Genomic DNA, 17,325 nt, shown 5'->3' with positions numbered 1-17,325 from the left:
GCATCGATCGCCGCGAACACGTACTTCGGCTGGAAATGAATGTCCGCGATCACCGGGATCTGCGACTTCCGCGCGATCACCGGCAGCGCGTCGGCGTCGTCCTGGGTCGGGCAGGCGACCCGGACGATCTGGCAGCCGGACGCGGTCAGCTCGGCGATCTGCTGGAGCGTGGCGCCGATGTCGGAGGTGCGTGTGGTCGTCATCGACTGCACCGAGACCGGTGCGTCCCCGCCCACGGCGACCGGACCGACCTGGATCTGGCGGCTGACCCGCCGGTCGGCCAGCTTGGTCGGTACGTCCGGCATTCCCAGTGAAATGGCAGTCATCTGACGAGCAACCCCAAGGTGTGGATCTAGGTCCCGAGATCGGCGGGCTCCGGCCTTCGAGATTACGGCACGAGGGTTGCCGTGGGCACATCGATCCCCTCCCGCCCCCCGTTGGAGGGCGCAGGAGCACCCATGTGCGCGGTTTGGACGGCCGGGGGCGGGGCCACCGCCCCCGTACCTAGGTCAGCTTCACCGGGTTCACCACGTCCGCCACCAGCACCAGCAGCGTGAAACAGATGAAGATCCCGGCGACCACGTAGGCCACCGGCATGAGCTTGGCCACGTCGAAGGGGCCGGGGTCGGGGCGGCGGAAGACGCGCGCGAAGGCGCGGCGGACCGACTCCCACAGCGCGCCCGCGATGTGCCCGCCGTCCAGGGGCAGCAGCGGGAGCATGTTGAACAGGAAGAGGGACAGGTTGAACCCGGCGACCAGGAAGAGCATGGTCGCCACCCGCTGCTCCGGCGGGATGTTCAGCGAGAAGACCTCGCCGCCGACCCGGGCCGCGCCGACCACGCCCATCGGGGAGTCCTGCTTGCGCTCACCGCCGTTGAAGGCGGCGTCCCACAGGTCGGGGACCTTGGCGGGCAGGTGGACCAGCGACTGCACGCCCTGTTCGACCATGCTGCCCATGCGGTCCACGGACTGGCCGAAGGACTGCGGGACGATGCCGGTGGCCGGGGTGAAGCCGAGGAAGCCCGCGGTGACGTACTCACCCGGCACGTACGCGCCGTGGCCGTCGGTCTTGGCGACCTTGTTCTCGATCAGGTTCGCGTGCAACTGCTGCCGCTTGCCGTCCCGCTCGATGGTGATCGTCGCCGGGCCGGTGGTGTCCCGGATGCTCTGCTGGAGGGAGCCCCAGTCCGGTACGGGCTTGCCGTTGAAGTCGACGATCTTGTCACCGGCGCGCAGCCCCGCGGCCTTGGCCGGGGAGTCCTTGGCGCCCGCGGTGCACTTGTCGGTCTTGGCGGAGGCCGCTATCACGCAGTCCGAGACCGAGCCGACCTGGGTGGTCTGGGTGTTGATGCCGAAGCCCATCAGCACGCTCATGAAGATGACGACCGCGAGGATCAGGTTCATGAACGGCCCGGCGAACATCACGATGACGCGCTTCCAGGGCTTGCGCGTATAGAACAGCCGCTTGTCGTCGCCCGGCTGCAGCTCCTCGAAGGCCGCCGAACGGGCGTCCTCGATCATGCCGCGCCAGGGGGAGGTGGAGCGGGCCTGCAGGGCGCCGTCCTCCCCCGGCGGGAACATGCCGATCATGCGGATGTACCCGCCGAGCGGTATGGCCTTGATGCCGTACTCGGTGTCGCCCTTGCGGCGCGAGAAGAGTGTCGGCCCGAAGCCCACCATGTACTGCGGCACCCGGATGCCGAACATCTTGGCCGTGGACAGGTGGCCCAGCTCGTGCCAGGCGATCGAGAAGAGCAGGCCGACGACGAAGACGACTATGCCCAGAATGGTCATCCAGGTCGTCATGCGCGGGCCTCCGATGTCGTACGGGCCGCTCGGGCGGCCAGCTCACGGGCGCGGGCGCGCGCCCAGGTTTCCGCCTGCAAGACGTCCGCGACCGTCAGGGAGGTTCCCCGGGCGGGCTCACCGTGCTCCGCGACCACCTCGGCGACCGTATCGACAATTCCTGTGAACGGCAGCCCGCCCTTCAAGAACGCGTCGACGCATTCCTCGTTGGCGGCGTTGAAGACGGCGGGCGCGGTGCCGCCCAGATCGCCGACGTGGCAGGCCAGCGGCACGGACGGGAACGCCTCGGTGTCCAGCGGCAGGAAGTCCCACCGGTGCGCGTTGCTCCAGTCGATGCCGGGGGCGGCGTCCGGGACCCGGTCCGGCCAGCCGATGCCGAGCGCGATCGGCATCCGCATGTCGGGCGGGCTGGCCTGGGCCAGGGTGGAACCGTCGGTGAACTCCACCATCGAGTGGATGTAGGACTGCGGATGGACGACGACCTCGATCCGGTCGAACGGCACGTCGTACAGCAGGTGCGCCTCGATGACCTCCAGTCCCTTGTTGACCAGGGTGGCGGAGTTGATCGTGATGACCGGGCCCATCGCCCAGGTGGGGTGGGCGAGTGCCTGCTCCGGCGTGACGGACGCCAGCTCCCGCCTCGTACGGCCCCGGAACGGCCCGCCGGAGGCGGTGACGACGAGCTTGCGCACCTCCTTGCGGGGTCCGCCCAGCAGGCCCTGGAAGAGGGCGGAGTGCTCGGAGTCGACGGGGACGATCTGGCCGGGGCGGGCCGCGGCCTTCACCAGCGGTCCGCCGACGATCAGCGACTCCTTGTTGGCGAGCGCCAGCGCGCGGCCCGCCTTCAGGGCGGCGAGGGTGGGCGCGAGGCCGATGGAGCCGGTGATGCCGTTGAGAACGGTGTGGCAGGGGGACCCGGCGACCTCGGTGGCCGCGTCGGGCCCGGCGAGGATCTCCGGCAGCGCCTCCCCCGCCCCGTACCGGTCGGACAGCGCCTCGCGCAGCGCCGGCACCACGTCCTCGCGGGACACCGCCACCGTACGGACCCGCAGCAGGTGCGCCTGCTCGGCCAGCAGCGCCACCCGGCCGCCGGCCGCGGACAGCGCGGTCACGCGGAAGCGGTCGGGGTTGCGCAGCACCAGATCGACGGCCTGGGTGCCGATCGAGCCGGTCGAGCCGAGGATCACGATGTCGCGCGGTCCGGCGCCGTCGCCGGTGAGCGGGGCAGGGGTGAAGCGCAGATGCGGGTCAGCGAGGGTGTCCGTCATGGGCACCATTGTTGCCGGTCCGGGCGGTGTGGTGAGCCGCAGGGGATTGTCGGTGGCGCGTGCGACCGTACGGACATGGAACGCACGATCTCCCCGCCCGCGGCTCCGGCCGCCGGGCATCTGCCCCCGACGTGGCGCGGCGCTGGACGGCGCTGCTGCGTCCGGCGGTGCGCCTGACGCGCCCGGACGACCGCCGCGCCCCGCTGTCCGGGCCGCAGGCCGGGTGTCTGGGCGGCCACCCGGAACTGCCGGACGACGTGCCCTGGCCGGAGTGGGAGGGGAACGGGCCGCTGACCTTCGTCGCCTCGGTGTCGCCGGCCGCGCAGGACGGCGCGGAGCTGGACATACCCCCGCCGAAGGACGGCGCGCTGCTGTTCTTCGTGGCCTACGGCCCGGGGCAGGAGGGCGACGGCGTGCCCGGTCTCGGGCCGGAGGGGCAGCGCGGCGCCCGCGTCGTGTACGTCCCCGAGGGCACGCCCGTGGCCGAGCGCCGCACCCCCGAGGGGATCGAGCCGTACCACCGGGTCCGGCTGTCGGCGGAACCGGAGACGACCTTTCCCGACCGGAACGACTTCTGGCCGGGGGACCTGGTGGGCGCGAAGACCCCGGACGGCCTCCCGGAGTGGGCGGGGGCCTTCGGCGACGCACCGGCCGAGCTTGAGCCGGACGTGCGCCACCGGATAGGGGGTCACCCGATATCCGTGAACGGCGGAGTGGTCCACGACGTCCTCGGGGAGGACGAGGACCCGGACGACTGGGTGCTGCTCGCCCGGATCGACCGCGATGACCGCGCCGGGGTGGACTGGTCCGGCACCGGCACGGCGTACTGGCTCATCAGCCGGGCGGACCTGGCCGCGGGGAACTTCGCGGGGGCGCGCTTCACCTGGCAGTTCCACTGGAGGCGCCCGGCGGCCGACCGTGGCGGGGCGGGCCGGCGCTCCGGCCGGCCCGCCCGCGCGGGGATCAGCGGATCGGCCGGTGGACGTTCTCCTTCGTCGCCGGCCCGGGTGTCGCGTCGGCGATCCACGGGCCGTCGCCGCTCGGGTCCACGACGCCTTCCTCCAGCCAGGCGTACGTGCCGGTCAGCACGCCGGAGACGACCTTGCGGTCCAGGTCGTCGGTGTTGGTCCACAGCCGGCCGAAGAGTTCGTCGACACGGATGCGGGCCTGCCGGCAGAAGGCGTCGGCGAGCTGGCGCGCCTCGCGCCCGTGGTCGTCGGTGGCGCGCAGGTGCTCGGCCCGTACGACGGCCGCGCTCATGGCGAAGAGTTCGGCGCCGATGTCGACGATCCGGCCGAGGAAGCCCTGCTTGGTCTCCATCCGGCCCTGCCAGCGGGACATGGCGTAGAAGGTGGACCTGGCCAGCTTGCGGGAGGCGCGCTCCACGTACCGCAGATGCCCGGCGAGTTCACCGAACTCCGCGTACGTACGCGGGAGTTGACCGGGCCCCGCGACCAGCTTGGGCAGCCACCGGGCGTAGAACGTACCGGCCTTGGCGGCGGCCTTGCCCTTGTCGCCCAGGGACTTGTCCGGGTCGATGAGGTCACCGGCCACGGACAGGTGCGCGTCCACCGCCTCGCGGGCGATGAGCAGGTGCATGATCTCGGTGGAGCCCTCGAAGATCCGGTTGATGCGCAGGTCGCGCAGGATCTGCTCGGCGGGCACGGCGCGCTCGCCGCGGGCGGCGAGCGAGGCGGCGGTCTCGAAGCCGCGGCCGCCGCGGATCTGTACGAGTTCATCGGCCATCAGACAGCCCATCTCGGAGCCGTACAGCTTCGCCAGCGCGGCCTCGATGCGGATGTCGTTGCGGTCCTCGTCGGCCATCTGGGAGGCGAGGTCGACGACGGCCTCCAGGGCGAAGGTGGTGGCCGCGATGAAGGAGATCTTCGCTCCGACGGCCTCGTGCCGGGCGATCGGCTTGCCCCACTGCTCGCGGGCGGCCGACCACTCGCGGGCGATCTTCAGACACCACTTGCCGGCGCCGACGCACATGGCGGGCAACGAGAGCCGGCCGGTGTTGAGCGTGGTCAGCGCGATCTTCAGGCCGGCGCCCTCGGGCCCTATGCGGTTCGCCGCGGGCACCCGTACGCGGTGGAAGCGGGTGACGCCGTTCTCGATGCCGCGCAGGCCCATGAAGGCGTTGCGGTTCTCGACGGTGACGCCCTCGGCGGCGGCCTCGACGACGAAGGCCGTGATGCCGCCCTTGTGGCCCTCGCTCTTGGGGACGCGCGCCATGACGACCAGGAGGTCGGCAACGACGCCGTTGGTGGTCCACAGCTTCACGCCGTCCAGTACGTAGTCCTCGCCGTCCGGTACGGCGCTGGTCGCGAGCCGGGCCGGGTCGGAGCCCACGTCCGGCTCGGTGAGCAGGAACGCGGTGATGTCCGTACGGGCGCAGCGCGGCAGGAAGACGTCCTTCTGCTCCTGGGTGCCGAACTGTTTCAGCGGCTGCGGTACGCCGATGGACTGGTGGGCGGAGAGCAGCGCGCCGATCGCCGGGTTGGCGGAGCCGACGAGGGCGAGCGCCTTGTTGTAGTAGACCTGGGTGAGGCCGAGGCCGCCGTACTTCGTATCGATCTTCATGCCGAGCGCGCCGATCTCCTTGAGACCGTCGATGGTCTCGTCGGGGATCCGCGCCTCGCGTTCGATGCGCGCGCCGTCGATCTTCGTCTCGCAGAAGTCGCGGAGCTTGGCGAGGAACTCCTCACCCCGCTGGGCGTCCTCGTCGGCGGGGGTGGGGTGCGGATGGATGAGGTCGAGCCGGAAGCGGCCCAGGAACAGTTCCTTGGCGAAGCTGGGCTTGCGCCAGTCCTGCTCCCGGGCGGCCTCGGCGACCTGCCGGGCCTCGCGCTCGGACACATTGCGGGTGGATGGAGCGGTCATGAGGGGCTCACCTCGCCGCGGAGTCGGGTCTCGGAGTGGGTCGGCGGTCTGCGGGGCCGTGCGGTCGGCGGATCGCGGAATCCGGCGTTCCGCACCGGTCCGCACCGGGACGGCAGGCGTACGGCATCTCGTCGCCGTCCGGCTACCGGTCAGTGCTACTTGTGAGTCTCTACCCGTTCCGTTCGACTTGCACCAGACTTCGCGGCACGGGCGCGGGCGGACGGGTGAGCGCCGCGGTCCGGATTCCGGCCGTCCGGTGACGGGCGGACGGGTGACCGGCGCCGTCCGGTTCCCGCCCTCCGACGGCGTACGGGCGGCCCCGCCATCCGCGCGGCCCCGCGCGGCCCCCGCTCAGCGGGCGCCCGGCGTGACCAGCCCCGTCTCGTACGCCAGCACCACGGCCTGCGCCCGGCTGCACAGCCCCAGCTTGGCCATCGTCCGGTTCAGGTGGGTCTTCACGGTCGCCTCGCTGATCACCAGCCGGGCCGCGATCTCCGGGTTGGACAGCCCCTTGGCGGTGTGCCGCAGCACCTCCAGCTCACGGGCGGTGAGCGCCTGGAGCGTCTCCGGGCCGTCGGCGGCCTCCGGAGCGGGCTCGTCCAGCCGCTGGGCGTACGCCTCCACCAGCCTGCGGGTCACGCTCGGCGCGAAGAGCATGTCGCCGCCCGCGACGGTGGCGATGGCCGAGAGCAGCCGCTCGGGCGGGGTGTCCTTCAGGAGGAAGCCGCTGGCTCCGGCGCGCAGCGCCGCGTACACGTACTCGTCCAGGTCGAAGGTGGTGAGCACGACGACGCGCGGGGCCGGTCCGCCGGACCCGGCCGCGGCCCGCAGGATCCGTTCGGTGGCCGTGATGCCGCTGACCCCGGGCATCCGGATGTCCATGAGCACCACGTCGGGGCGGTGCTCGGCGGCCAGCCGGACCGCCTCCTCGCCGTCCGACGCCTCGCCCACCACCTCGACGTCGGGCGCGGCCCGCAGCAGGGCGGCGACACCGGCCCGGATGAGGACCTGGTCATCGGCCACCAGCACCCTGATCATGCTCTGTCGTCCCTTTCCGCGGCGGTGCCGGGCCCGCCGCGGGGTGGACGGGCAGGGTGAGCAGCACCTGGAAGCCACCGCCCGGAACAGGACCGGCGCGCAGACTGCCGCCGTAAATCCTGGCCCGCTCGCGCATCCCCATCAACCCGTGTCCGGTGGAGAGGTGGCCGGATCCCGGCGGTGGCACCGCGGCTCCGGGAGGCGGAGGCTGCGGGGCGGGCGCGGCGGGTGGGCTGCCGTCGTCGCGCACTTCGACCGTGAGGCGGTCGGCACCGTGGCCGATCCGCACCACGACACGGGCGGCCCGGGCGTGCTTGAGGGCGTTGGTCAGAGCTTCCTGGACGACGCGGTACGCGCACTGCTCAAGCCCCGGCGGGTACGGCCGCCGCTCCCCCGACGCCCGCAGCTCGACCGGCAGCCCCGCGGCCCGGACCCGTGCCACGACCGCGCCGATCCGGTCGAGGCCGGGCGCCGGTGCCCAGGCGTCGGCCGTCTCGCCCTCGCCCGTCTCCCGGCGGTCCACGGCGGCCGGCCCGCCCGCCATCTCCCGCGGGTCCACGCGCAGCACGGCGAGCAGCCGCCGCATCTCCTCCAGGGCCTCGCCGCTCGCCCCGGTGATGGTGCCCAGCGCGCGGCGGGCGGTGTCCGGGTCGGAGGTGAAGACGTATCCGGCCAGCCCGGCCTGCACGGAGATCACGGACATGTGGTGGGCGACCACGTCGTGCAGTTCGCGGGCGATGCGCACCCGTTCCTCGGCGACCGCGCGGCGGGCGTTCTCCTCATGCTCGCGGCGGAGTTGCCCGGCCATCTCGGTGAGCCGGACGTTGCGTTCGGCGGAGGTGCGGGCGACGTTGCCGAACCAGCACAGGATCACGGGATACAGGACACTCTGGCCGAGCGTGGTCGCCCAGGAACTCTCCTGGCCCGTCAGGCCCGCGAAGTTCCAGAGCATGGCCAGCAGGACCGAGCAGCCGGCGGCGACCCGCGGCGGGCGGTGAGCGGCGACGGTGTAGAGGGCCATCAGGCCGGCCAGGCTGTTGACGACGGGCCAGTAGTCCAGCGCGATGTAGCCGGACCACAGGACGAAGACGCCCAGGCACACCGGGACGGGGGCCTGCCTGCGGGCCACGACCAGCAGGTTGGTCAGGCAGGTCAGCGCGGAGCCGAGGCCGTCCAGGCGCTCCCAGCCGGCGGGCACGTTGTCGTGGCCGAGCAGCAGCGAGACGGTGGCGAAGCCGACCGCCACGGCCGCGTCGAGGGTCAGCGGCGGGACCCCCCTCGCCCGCCGTCGCACCTCTCCGGCCACCTCGCCCATGCGCACGCCCGCAGCGTAGTCCGGGCCGTGCGGCGGGTCGTCGGCCCGGAGGAGGCCGTGTGCCTACCGCGGAAGTCGTACGTCCGGACCGCGGGATACCGCGGAAGTCACGCCCGGTTTTCCACCCGTGACGGGACGCCCCGGCGCGCGGCGGGCGCGTACGGTCGCAGCACACCACCACAAGAGTGCGGGGGCACGGGGGAAACGGCACCACCGCACGGGGGGGGACGGGGGAGACAACGCGCTCCGGGGCATGGTGCCGGAGCGCGTTGCCCGCCGTCCGCGCGCCGCCGGCCGGCGGCGGGGCCGGCCCCAGAGGGCCGGTGCGACGCCGGGGCCGGCCCCAGGGGGCCGGGCCGACTCTGGAGGCCCAGGTCGGCCTGGAGGCCCAGGCCGGTCCTGGGACCAGTCCTGGAGCCGGCCCCAGAGCCGGTCCTAGAGGTCCAGGCCGGTCAGTACGAGCACCCGCTCGTACGTGTAGTCCTCCATCGCGAAGCGCACGCCCTCACGACCCACGCCGGACTGCTTGGCGCCGCCGTACGGCATCTGGTCGGCACGGTAGGACGGCACGTCGCCGACGATCACGCCGCCGACCTCCAGCGCGCGGTGCGCCCGGAAGGCGGTCTGCACGTCGTGGGTGAACACGCCCGCCTGGAGGCCGTACTTGGAGTCGTTGACGGCGGCGAACGCCGCCTCCTCGCCGTCCACCTTCGTCAGGCTCAGGACCGGACCGAAGACCTCCTCGCAGGCCAGGGTCGCGCCGGCGGGCACGTTCTCCAGCACGGTCGGCGCGTAGGAGGCGCCGTCCCGCTTGCCGCCCGCGAGCAGCTTCGCGCCCGCGCCGACGGCCTCGTCCACCCACGCCTCGACGCGCTTGGCGGCGTCCTCGCTGACCAGCGGGCCGACCTCGGTCGCGTCGTCCGACGGGTCGCCGGTGACCTGCGCGTTGACGGCGGCCACGATCTTCGGCACCAGCCGGTCGTAGACGGACGCGTCGGCGATCACCCGCTGCACGGAGATGCAGGACTGGCCGCCCTGGTAGTTGGAGAAGGTGGCGATGCGCTGGGCAGCCCAGTCCAGGTCGGCCTCGGAGGCGTAGTCCGCCAGCACCACGGCCGCGCCGTTGCCGCCCAGTTCGAGGGTGCAGTGCTTGCGCGGCACCGAGTCCATGATCGAGTAGCCGACCTGCTCGGAACCGGTGAAGGAGATCACCGGCAGCCGCTCGTCCCGCACCAGCGCCGGCATCCGGTCGTTGGTCACCGGCAGGATCGACCAGGAGCCGGCCGGCAGGTCGGTCTCGGCCAGCAGCTCGCCGAGGATCAGACCGGACAGCGGGGTGGCCGGGGCCGGCTTGAGGATGATCGGCACACCCGCCGCGATCGCCGGGGCGATCTTGTGGGCGCAGAGGTTCAGCGGGAAGTTGAAGGGCGCGATGCCCAGCACCGTGCCCCGCGGGAAGCGGCGGGTCAGCGCGAGCCGGCCGGCGCCGCCCGCGTCGGTGTCCAGGCGCTGCGCGTCGCCGCCGTTGAAGCGGCGGGCCTCCTCGGCCGCGAAGCGGAAGACGGACACCGCACGGCCGAGTTCGCCGCGGGCCCACTTCATGGGCTTGCCGTTCTCGGCGGAGATGAGCCGGGCGATCTCCTCCGTGCGCTCCACCAGGCGCCGCTGCACATGGTCCAGCGCCGCGGCACGCACATGGGCGGGGGTGGCGGCGAACGCCTCCTGCACGGCGACGGAGGCCGCGACGGCCTCCTCGGTCTGGGCCTCGGTGGGAACGCTCACCGTGCCGACGAGGCGGCCGTCCCAGGGGGAGGTGACGTCGAAGGTGTCCTCGCCGATGGCCTGGCGACCGGCGAGCCAAAAGGCGGTGGGGGAAGTCACAGTGGGTCCCGGCCCTTCCGAAGTGGGGGTGGTACGGACGGCCCTCGCGGGCCTGGGACCACCGTAGGGGCGGGGTGCGGTCGCGGCGTTTGTCCGGCACGGAGTAGTCGCACGACGCGGCCCGCCGCATTGGCGTACGGGCGGCGGGGAGCGGGCTCGGGGTGGTGGGTGAGCGGTCGGGGCGGGGCGGCGGGGGCGGGGCGGTGGGGTGGCTTGGGGCGGTGGGCGGGCCGTTGGCCGGGGCCTGGGGCGGTGGGTGGGCCGCCGGTCGGGGGCGGCATGAGGCGGTAGGCGGGCCGTTGGCCGGGGCCTGGGGCGGTGGGTGGGCCGCCGGTCGGGGGCGGCATGGGGCGGTAGGCGGGCCGCTGGGATGGTCTGAAGCGGCGGACGAACCACTAGCCGGGAGCGGCCTGGGGCGGCGAGCGGGCCGCCGCGACCGGTCCACCGGGAACGGTCTGGCCCGGTGGGCGCGCCACTGGGACGGGCCGCCCGGGGCGGCGGGCGGGCCGGGCCACCGCTCAGCCGCCCTGCCCTGCCCCTCCCCTATGGCTGCTGCTCCCCGGAATCGTCCGCGTACGGTTCCGCGACCGCCGCCGTCGCCTTCAGGGCGAGCCACAGCTCCATCCGTACGTCCGGGTCGTCCAGCGAGCGGCCGAGGATCTCCTCCACCCGCCGCATCCGGTAGCGCAGCGTGTGCCGGTGCACGCCCAGGTCGGCGGCGGCCGCGTCCCACTGGCCGTGCCGGGACAGCCAGGCGTGCAGGGAGGCGACGAGGTCGCCGCGGCCGGTGGCGTCATGGTCGCGCAGCGCGCGCAACAGGCCGTCGGCGAAGGCCCGTACGGCGTCGTCGGCCAGCAGCGGCAGAACGGAACCGGACGCCACGTCCTCGTGCTCGACGAGCACCCGCCCGCGACGGCGGGCGACGGACAGGGCCTGTTCGGCCTGGCGGTAGGCGTGGGCGGCGTCCCGCGGCCCGGACGGTGCGGACAGGCCGACGGCCAGCCCCGCACCGGGCCGCCCCGCCTCGGCCCGCACGGAGCGCCCGCGCGGCACCGGCTGCCCGCCGAACCGGGTCTCGGCCACGGCGGCGTGCTCGGCGCAGGCCTCGACGGCGGCCCCGCCGTCGGCGGCCAGCACGACCAGCCGGGCGCCTTCCGGTACGGCCAGCACCGCCTCGCCGGTGCGGGCCGCCGCCGACTCCATGGCGTCGGCGAGCGCGTCCGGGGCGGACGGCGCGGCGCCGGGCTCCGTGCCGTCCGCGACGACCGGCTCGGCGACCAGGACCCTGAAGGGCGCGTCCAGGAGCCCGCCGTACAGCCGGCCCGCGACCGTCCGCGCGTGGTCCGGCTCACCGGCCAGCAGCATCCGCAGCACCGCGGCGCCGAGCCGCTGTTCGGCCTCCTGGAGGGCGCGGGAGCGTTCGGTGGTCAGGGTCAGGAGGGCGACGGCGGAGTGCACGGCGAAGCGCTCGGCGGTGCCCAGCGGCGCGCCCGTGCCGACCGCGAGGACGCCGCGCGCCCGGCGCCCGGTGCCCAGGGACTGCAGCTCGACGCGGTCGTCGCCCTCGGCGTCGCTGACCACGGAGCTGGCGGGGGCCGGGCGCTCGCGCAGCCGCCCCACGTCGCCGCCGAGCCGGGCGGCGCGGCGGGCGGCCCAGTCGGGGGCCGCCGCGACCACCGCGCCGGACGCGTCGTACAGCGCGGCCCAGCCCTTGAGGTGCGCGGCGAGCCGGGCCAGCAGCTCGGCCGGGCCCGCGGCGCCGCGGGCCGCCCGGGTCAGTTCGCGCTGCGCCTCGAAGCCCTCGGTCACCGCGCGGTACTGGTCGGCGGCGACCGCGGCGGAGACGGCCTTGCTGATGGCGATGAACGGGGTGCTGCGGGGCACGCCCAGCAGCGGCAGGCCCTCCTCGGCGGCGGCGGTGACCAGCGCCGCCGGCACGTCCTCGTAGTTGACGCCGACCGCGAAGCCGAGCCCGATGACACCGGCGCCCGCCACCCGCCGCACGTACCTGCGGGTCGCCTCCGGGTCCTCGGCGTCCAGTTTGAGGGCGGTGATGAGCAGCAGCTCGCCGCCTTCCATGTACGGCACCGGGTCGATCAGCTCGCTGGCGTGCGCCCAGCGCACGGGGGTGTCCAGCCGGTCCCGGCCCGCGAGCACCGTCAGCTTGAGCGCGGAGTGGTGGGCCAGGGAGGCGAGCGTGTGCGGCATGGGACCTTCGGTGGGGCGTCGGCGGGCGGGCGTGCTGTCGTCGGGCCGGCTCTTCGCCGTCCCGTATGAACGGTCGCTGCCGATTCTGCCTCAGCGGAGGGGTGCGGGGGCGGGATCGATGGGGACACGGCCGTACGGGGCGAGGCGGTGCCGGCAGCACGGGGCGGGGGTGGCCCCGGCGCCTCGGGGCGGACCGTGCCGGCAGCACGGCACGGAGCGGCCCCGGCAGCACGGAGCGGCCCCAGCAGCACGGAGCGGCCCCAGCAGCACGGAGCGGCCCCGGCAGCACGGGGCGGCCCCAGCAGCACGGCACGGAGCGGCCCCAGCCGTACCGCGCGGAGCGGTCTCGGGCCGGGCCCGGCGACCGGCCGGCAATAACCGGTGGACGCGCCCGGTCCGGCCGTGAGCTGATCGCCACGACCGTTGCGGCACCGCCTACGGCCGCCCCGCACACACGCCCCGAAGGAGCCCCGATGGCCCGCTTCACGACCGTTCCCGGCCTGTTCCCGCCCCCGCGCTACTCGCACGCCGCCGTCGTCGAGGCGGGTGAGCGCCTGGTCTTCACCGCGGGCGCGGTCCCGCTGGACGCGAACGGCGATCTCGTCGGCCCGGGCGACCTCGCCGCCCAGACCCGCCAGGTGCTCGCCAACCTCATGGCCCAGTTGGAGGAGGCCGGCAGCGGCCTGGACCGGGTGATCGCCAGCACGGTGTACGTGGCCGCCACCACCACCGAGGAGCTCTCCCCCGCCTGGGACGAGGTCCGCGCCTCGGCCCTCTCCACGGGCCCGCACACGTCCACGCTCGTGGGCGTCACCGTCCTCGGCTATCCGGGACAGTTGGTGGAGATCACGGCGACGGGGGTGGTGCGGGAGGACTGAGCCGGGCCGCCGGCCGGGAGCGGACCCCGACCGGGCCCGCCTCATCCGCGCAAATCCACCAGCACCGGCGGCGCGTGCTCCCCCCGTACCGACGTCACCGACAGCACCGCGTGTCCCGGCGGGACGGAGTTGGCCAGGTCGGAGGCGGACCAGCGTTCGCGTTCGACGGTGCGGACGGTGACGGCCTTGGCGGTGACGGCCTTGCCGGTGACCAGGTGACGGAAGAGGTGGAACGCCTTCATCGCGGCGCCCTCCGCGATGATCTGGCGGTCGGTCACGTCCCGCGTCTCGACCCACTCCTTGCCCCATACCTCCGCGAACCGCGCCCCGTCCCAGGTCGTCACGCCCGCGAACGCCATCCGGCAGCCCACCGCGCCCAGCAGCGCGCTGCGCAGCGCTTCGGGGACGTCGTCGAGGGAGCGCAGGGTCATCAGGACGCCCGCGTTGGCGGCGCGCAGCCGTTGCAGGCCGCGCAGCGACTCGGCGGTGACGGTGTGCGCCGCGTCGTCGAGCACCAGGCAGGCGAAGAGCGACCGGTCGCCGCGGGCCGCCGCGCACTCGGTGAACTGGGCCAGTACCAGTCGGGCCAGGATGCGCGACGCCTCGGCGTGGCCGCGTTCGGGCAGGTCGATGCGGACCCGCAGCGGGTGGTCCAGGGAGCGCAGGGAGAGCTGGCGGTCGCCGCCCCGGGGGTCGAAGTACGGGGCGAAGGCGGGGCGGTCGAGGAGGGCGACGCGGTCGGCGAGGAGGTCGCCGATGTCGCCGGGGCGCCCTGACTGCCGTGCGCGGGCGTCCAGTTCGCGCAGCAGCGGATGGGACTCGGTGGTCTCCAGCGCGGTCCGCAGCGAGGCGAGCGCGGTCGCCGAGCCGTCGAGGAGTTCGCGGAGTTCGGGTACGGACGGGAAGCGGCCACGCGCGGCGCGGAACGGTCCGAGCAACTGGCCGAGCGCGGTCGCGGCGCGTCGGCTGTCGCCGCCGGGGAGGGTGGCGGCCAGGTCGCCGACGAGCGCCTCGGCGAGGATGCCGGCCGCTTCGTCGGGGTCGGTGGTGCCGCCGTACAGGTCGAGGTCGCAGTCCGGTTCGGAGGCGCCGATCCGTACGACCGCGTCGAAGGCGTCGTCGGGGCCGAGCGCGGAGCCGGCCGCGCCGACGGCGACCACCGCGCTCCGTCCGGCCAGGGCCTGGAGGCACATGGCCTCCACGACCGGCCGCACCACGCGGGTGGTCTTGCCGCAGCCGGGCGGGCCGACGGCCAGGAGGGAGGTGCCGAGCAGCGCCGGGTCGAGGGCGAAGCCCGTACCGCGGTGCCGGTGGGGGTTGCGCGGGTGGTCGGCGGCGGTGCCGATGCGCACCTGGTGGGCGAGCAGGTCGTGGTGGGCCGTGCGGGCGGGCAGGTCGCGCAGGCCGGAGGGGTGGGCGCAGGCGGCGGCGCCATGGCGCAGGACGGTGTCGGTGAAGGAGGCGAGGGAGTTCCTGCCGGAGCGCACGGACTGCCAGGCGCGTTCGACGCGCGCCACGTCGACGTCGTTCATGCGGCCGGCGAAGGTCTCGGCGGCGAGCTTGTCGGCGGCGTCGGGCGCGCCGCCCGCGCGCAGTGCGGGCCACTGGGCGCGGTCCTCCTGCGGCTCCGGTACGGCGTCGGGGCGGCGTTTCCGGGCGCGGCGCAGGAGCGGCCCGAGGCAGCGCCGTCCCAGCTCGGCCCAGCGTCCGAGGCGTCCGAAGACGAGGACGAGGAGGGCGAGGAAGAGGGCGTAGTAGAGGTAAGTGAGCCAGACGAAGATCATCTTGTCGCCGCCGGCCGAGCGCCAGGAGTCGGGCGTGAGCAGCAGCAGCGGGTAGATCCAGTACGGGCCGAGATAGCCGTTCCAGAGCAGCGACCACAGCAGCCAGCCGCACAGGAACGAGATCAGCGCGCCGGTGACGAGCTGCCGGGTGGGCACCCGGTCGGGGCTCTCCTCGGGCCTGGGCACGTGCCCGTACGTCCAGATGCCGGGCGCGGCGGCCCGGCGGGGCGCGCGCAGCCAGCGCAGGAACGTACCGTCCTCGTGCGCGGCGGGCGGGCCCGACGGCACCGGCGGGATGCGTGGGGCGGCCGGCGGGGCGGACGGGAGCGGTGGTGCCGCGGGGCGGGGTAGGGGGTGGTCGGTGCGGGTGTGCGGTGCGTCGTGCTGCGTGCCCTCGGTGTCCATCCGGTGCCCCTCGTCCCCCTTGAGACGTGCGGGCGCGGGGCGGACTGGCCCGCCCGCGCGCCCTGCTGTTCCCTGCGTACGCCGCCGCTCAATCTACTGGCCGCGGCGCGCCGCTATGTCCGGTGCGGACAACGCAACACGCGCACTTCTCCCGAACGGAACATGCCGACGTCCCGCTCCGCCCCCTAGCCTGCGAGCACAACCCCTTCAGTACGCCCCGTTCCACCCCCAGGAGACTGCCATGACCGAACTGTCCGGAGGCCCCACCCTCCCCCAGGAGCGTCGCGTCGTCACCGCGATCCCCGGCCCCAAGTCCCAGGAGCTGTGGGCCCGCAAGCAGGCCACGGTGGCCGGCGGCGTAGGGGCGGTGCTGCCCGTCTTCGCCAAGCGCGCGGGCGGCGGCATCCTGGAGGACGTCGACGGCAACTCCTTCATCGACTTCGGTTCCGGCATCGCCGTGACCTCGGTCGGCAACAGCGCGGAGGCCGTGGTGCGCCGCGCCACCGCGCAGCTCGCCGACTTCACCCACACCTGTGTGATGGTCACGCCCTACGAGCCGTACGTGGAGGTCTGTGAGCAGCTCGCCGAGCTGACCCCGGGCGACCACGCGAAGAAGTCGGCGCTGTTCAATTCCGGCGCGGAGGCGGTCGAGAACGCCGTCAAGGTCGCCCGGGCGTACACCAAGCGCCAGGCGGTCGTCGTCTTCGACCACGGCTACCACGGCCGGACGAACCTGACGATGGCGCTGACCGCGAAGAACATGCCGTACAAGCACGGTTTCGGCCCGTTCGCGCCCGAGGTCTACCGGGTGCCGCTGGCCTACCCCTACCGCTGGCTGACCGGCCCGGAGAACTGCGCGCAGGAGGCCGCCGAGCAGGCCATCTCGCAGATCACCAAGCAGATCGGCGCGGAGAACGTGGCCGCGATCATCATCGAGCCGGTGCTCGGCGAGGGCGGCTTCATCGAGCCGGCCAAGGGCTTCCTGCCCGCCATCGCGGACTTCGCGAAGGAGAACGGCATCGTCTTCGTCGCGGACGAGATCCAGTCCGGCTTCTGCCGTACCGGTCAGTGGTTCGCCTGCGAGGACGAGAACATCGTCCCCGACCTGATCACGACTGCCAAGGGCATCGCGGGCGGCCTGCCGCTGGCCGCCGTCACCGGCCGCGCCGAGATCATGGACGCGGCGCACGCGGGCGGCCTCGGCGGCACCTACGGCGGCAACCCGGTCGCCTGCGCGGCGGCGCTCGGCTCCATCGAGACCATGCGCGAGCTGGACCTGAACGCGAAGGCCCGGCGGATCGGCGAGATCATGAAGCCGCGGCTGCAGGCGATGGCGGACAAGCACGACATCATCGGCGAGGTCCGCGGCCGGGGCGCGATGATCGCCATCGAGATCGTGGAGTCCGGTTCCAAGGAGCCGAACCCGAAGGCGACCGCGGCACTGGCGGCGGCCTGCCACCAGGAGGGCCTGCTGGTGCTGACCACCGGCACGTACGGCAACGTGCTGCGCTTCCTGCCGCCGCTGGTCATCGGCGAGGACCTGCTGAACGAGGGCCTGAACATCATCGAGAGTGCGCTCGCGACGGTGTGACCCGAAGCCGTCATAGGCAGGTCGTGAAGAATGTGTGCGGGGCCCATGGCGGGCAGGTGATCCGGCTGTCCGGCCCCGCTTCCCTGCCGTACGGTTTCTGCAGATGAGAGAAACACCCCGCTCACAGGTGACTGTGAGCGCCGCCCGGCCGACGCTTCCCCAGCTCGGCCCGGGCCGTGCCCTCGCGCACGCATCCGGGGCCCCGCGCCCCGGGGATCCTCACCGATCGGACGGCCGCCCGCCCCATACCCCCCGGGGCGCGCGGCGC

Annotated in this window: 11 protein-coding genes and 1 pseudogene; 3 read left to right on the top strand and 9 right to left on the bottom strand. The window is 74.0% G+C overall.

Annotation, left to right across the window (positions count from 1 at the left end; all coding sequences use genetic code 11):
• From ACH4EB_RS29180 to dxr, 3 genes are all read right to left on the bottom strand, one after another.
• On the bottom strand, window positions 1-326 hold a 326-nt coding region (locus ACH4EB_RS29180), incomplete at its 3' end, for a flavodoxin-dependent (E)-4-hydroxy-3-methylbut-2-enyl-diphosphate synthase (RefSeq protein ID WP_398350885.1).
• 178 nt (window positions 327-504) lie between these two features.
• Window positions 505-1,806 carry a M50 family metallopeptidase gene (locus ACH4EB_RS29175; RefSeq protein ID WP_398350884.1) on the bottom strand — a complete coding sequence of 434 codons (1,302 nt, stop codon included), beginning with the start codon at window positions 1,804-1,806 and terminating at the stop codon, window positions 505-507.
• Complete coding sequence (gene dxr, locus ACH4EB_RS29170) at window positions 1,803-3,074, bottom strand: 1-deoxy-D-xylulose-5-phosphate reductoisomerase (protein ID WP_398350883.1); 1,272 nt, start codon at window positions 3,072-3,074, stop codon at window positions 1,803-1,805. Before dxr ends, ACH4EB_RS29175 begins: the two co-directional genes overlap by 4 nt.
• 59 nt (window positions 3,075-3,133) lie before the next feature.
• Here dxr and ACH4EB_RS29165 point away from each other — a divergent pair.
• Window positions 3,134-3,952, top strand: a pseudogene (locus tag ACH4EB_RS29165) (YwqG family protein); the annotation flags it as partial.
• A gap of 85 nt (window positions 3,953-4,037) precedes the next feature.
• On the opposite strand, the gene ACH4EB_RS29160 reads toward ACH4EB_RS29165, so the two are convergent.
• The 5 genes from ACH4EB_RS29160 to ACH4EB_RS29140 form a co-directional block, all read right to left on the bottom strand.
• Window positions 4,038-5,957, bottom strand: coding sequence for an acyl-CoA dehydrogenase family protein (locus tag ACH4EB_RS29160; protein WP_398350882.1), 1,920 nt, complete (start codon window positions 5,955-5,957; stop codon window positions 4,038-4,040).
• Window positions 5,958-6,308: 351 nt separating this feature from the next.
• Window positions 6,309-6,995, bottom strand: a complete 687-nt coding sequence (locus ACH4EB_RS29155; RefSeq protein WP_398350881.1) for a response regulator — start codon at window positions 6,993-6,995, stop codon at window positions 6,309-6,311.
• Window positions 6,970-8,310, bottom strand: a complete 1,341-nt coding sequence (locus ACH4EB_RS29150) for a sensor histidine kinase (protein WP_398350895.1) — start codon at window positions 8,308-8,310, stop codon at window positions 6,970-6,972. Before ACH4EB_RS29150 ends, ACH4EB_RS29155 begins: the two co-directional genes overlap by 26 nt.
• 435 nt (window positions 8,311-8,745) lie before the next feature.
• Window positions 8,746-10,191: an aldehyde dehydrogenase family protein gene (locus ACH4EB_RS29145; RefSeq protein WP_398350879.1), complete on the bottom strand. Its 1,446-nt coding sequence runs from the start codon at window positions 10,189-10,191 to the stop codon at window positions 8,746-8,748.
• A 543-nt stretch (window positions 10,192-10,734) separates the two neighbouring features.
• Window positions 10,735-12,399 (bottom strand): PucR family transcriptional regulator, encoded by a 1,665-nt coding sequence (locus ACH4EB_RS29140; protein WP_398350878.1) that lies wholly within the window; start codon window positions 12,397-12,399, stop codon window positions 10,735-10,737.
• A 473-nt stretch (window positions 12,400-12,872) separates the two neighbouring features.
• Here ACH4EB_RS29140 and ACH4EB_RS29135 point away from each other — a divergent pair, with 473 nt between their 5' ends.
• Window positions 12,873-13,277, top strand: a complete 405-nt coding sequence (locus tag ACH4EB_RS29135; protein WP_398350877.1) for a RidA family protein — start codon at window positions 12,873-12,875, stop codon at window positions 13,275-13,277.
• A 41-nt stretch (window positions 13,278-13,318) separates the two neighbouring features.
• On the opposite strand, the gene ACH4EB_RS29130 is transcribed toward ACH4EB_RS29135, so the two are convergent.
• Window positions 13,319-15,466, bottom strand: a complete 2,148-nt coding sequence (locus ACH4EB_RS29130) for an ATP-binding protein (protein WP_398350876.1) — start codon at window positions 15,464-15,466, stop codon at window positions 13,319-13,321.
• 241 nt (window positions 15,467-15,707) lie between these two features.
• On the opposite strand from ACH4EB_RS29130, the gene gabT reads away from it, so the two are divergent.
• Window positions 15,708-17,057: a 4-aminobutyrate--2-oxoglutarate transaminase gene (gene gabT / locus ACH4EB_RS29125; RefSeq protein ID WP_398350875.1), complete on the top strand. Its 1,350-nt coding sequence runs from the start codon at window positions 15,708-15,710 to the stop codon at window positions 17,055-17,057.
• The last annotated feature ends 268 nt before the right edge of the window (window positions 17,058-17,325 follow it).

The organism is Streptomyces sp. NPDC018045 (genome assembly GCF_044327445.1).
Classification (GTDB): domain Bacteria; phylum Actinomycetota; class Actinomycetes; order Streptomycetales; family Streptomycetaceae; genus Streptomyces.
The sequence above is the reverse complement of the archived record's forward strand: the minus strand, read 5'-3'. Positions and strand labels throughout refer to the sequence as shown.

Bases quoted from the DNA above. Each gene is read 5' to 3' on its own strand.
- ACH4EB_RS29175 (WP_398350884.1), bottom strand. From the start codon at position 1,806: ATGACGACCTGGATGACCATTCTGGGCATAGTCGTCTTCGTCGTCGGC.
- dxr (WP_398350883.1), bottom strand. From the start codon at position 3,074: ATGACGGACACCCTCGCTGACCCGCATCTGCGCTTCACCCCTGCCCCG.
- ACH4EB_RS29160 (WP_398350882.1), bottom strand. From the start codon at position 5,957: ATGACCGCTCCATCCACCCGCAATGTGTCCGAGCGCGAGGCCCGGCAG.
- ACH4EB_RS29155 (WP_398350881.1), bottom strand. From the start codon at position 6,995: ATGATCAGGGTGCTGGTGGCCGATGACCAGGTCCTCATCCGGGCCGGT.
- ACH4EB_RS29150 (WP_398350895.1), bottom strand. From the start codon at position 8,310: ATGGGCGAGGTGGCCGGAGAGGTGCGACGGCGGGCGAGGGGGGTCCCG.
- ACH4EB_RS29140 (WP_398350878.1), bottom strand. From the start codon at position 12,399: ATGCCGCACACGCTCGCCTCCCTGGCCCACCACTCCGCGCTCAAGCTG.
- ACH4EB_RS29135 (WP_398350877.1), top strand. From the start codon at position 12,873: ATGGCCCGCTTCACGACCGTTCCCGGCCTGTTCCCGCCCCCGCGCTAC.
- ACH4EB_RS29130 (WP_398350876.1), bottom strand. From the start codon at position 15,466: ATGGACACCGAGGGCACGCAGCACGACGCACCGCACACCCGCACCGAC.
- gabT (WP_398350875.1), top strand. From the start codon at position 15,708: ATGACCGAACTGTCCGGAGGCCCCACCCTCCCCCAGGAGCGTCGCGTC.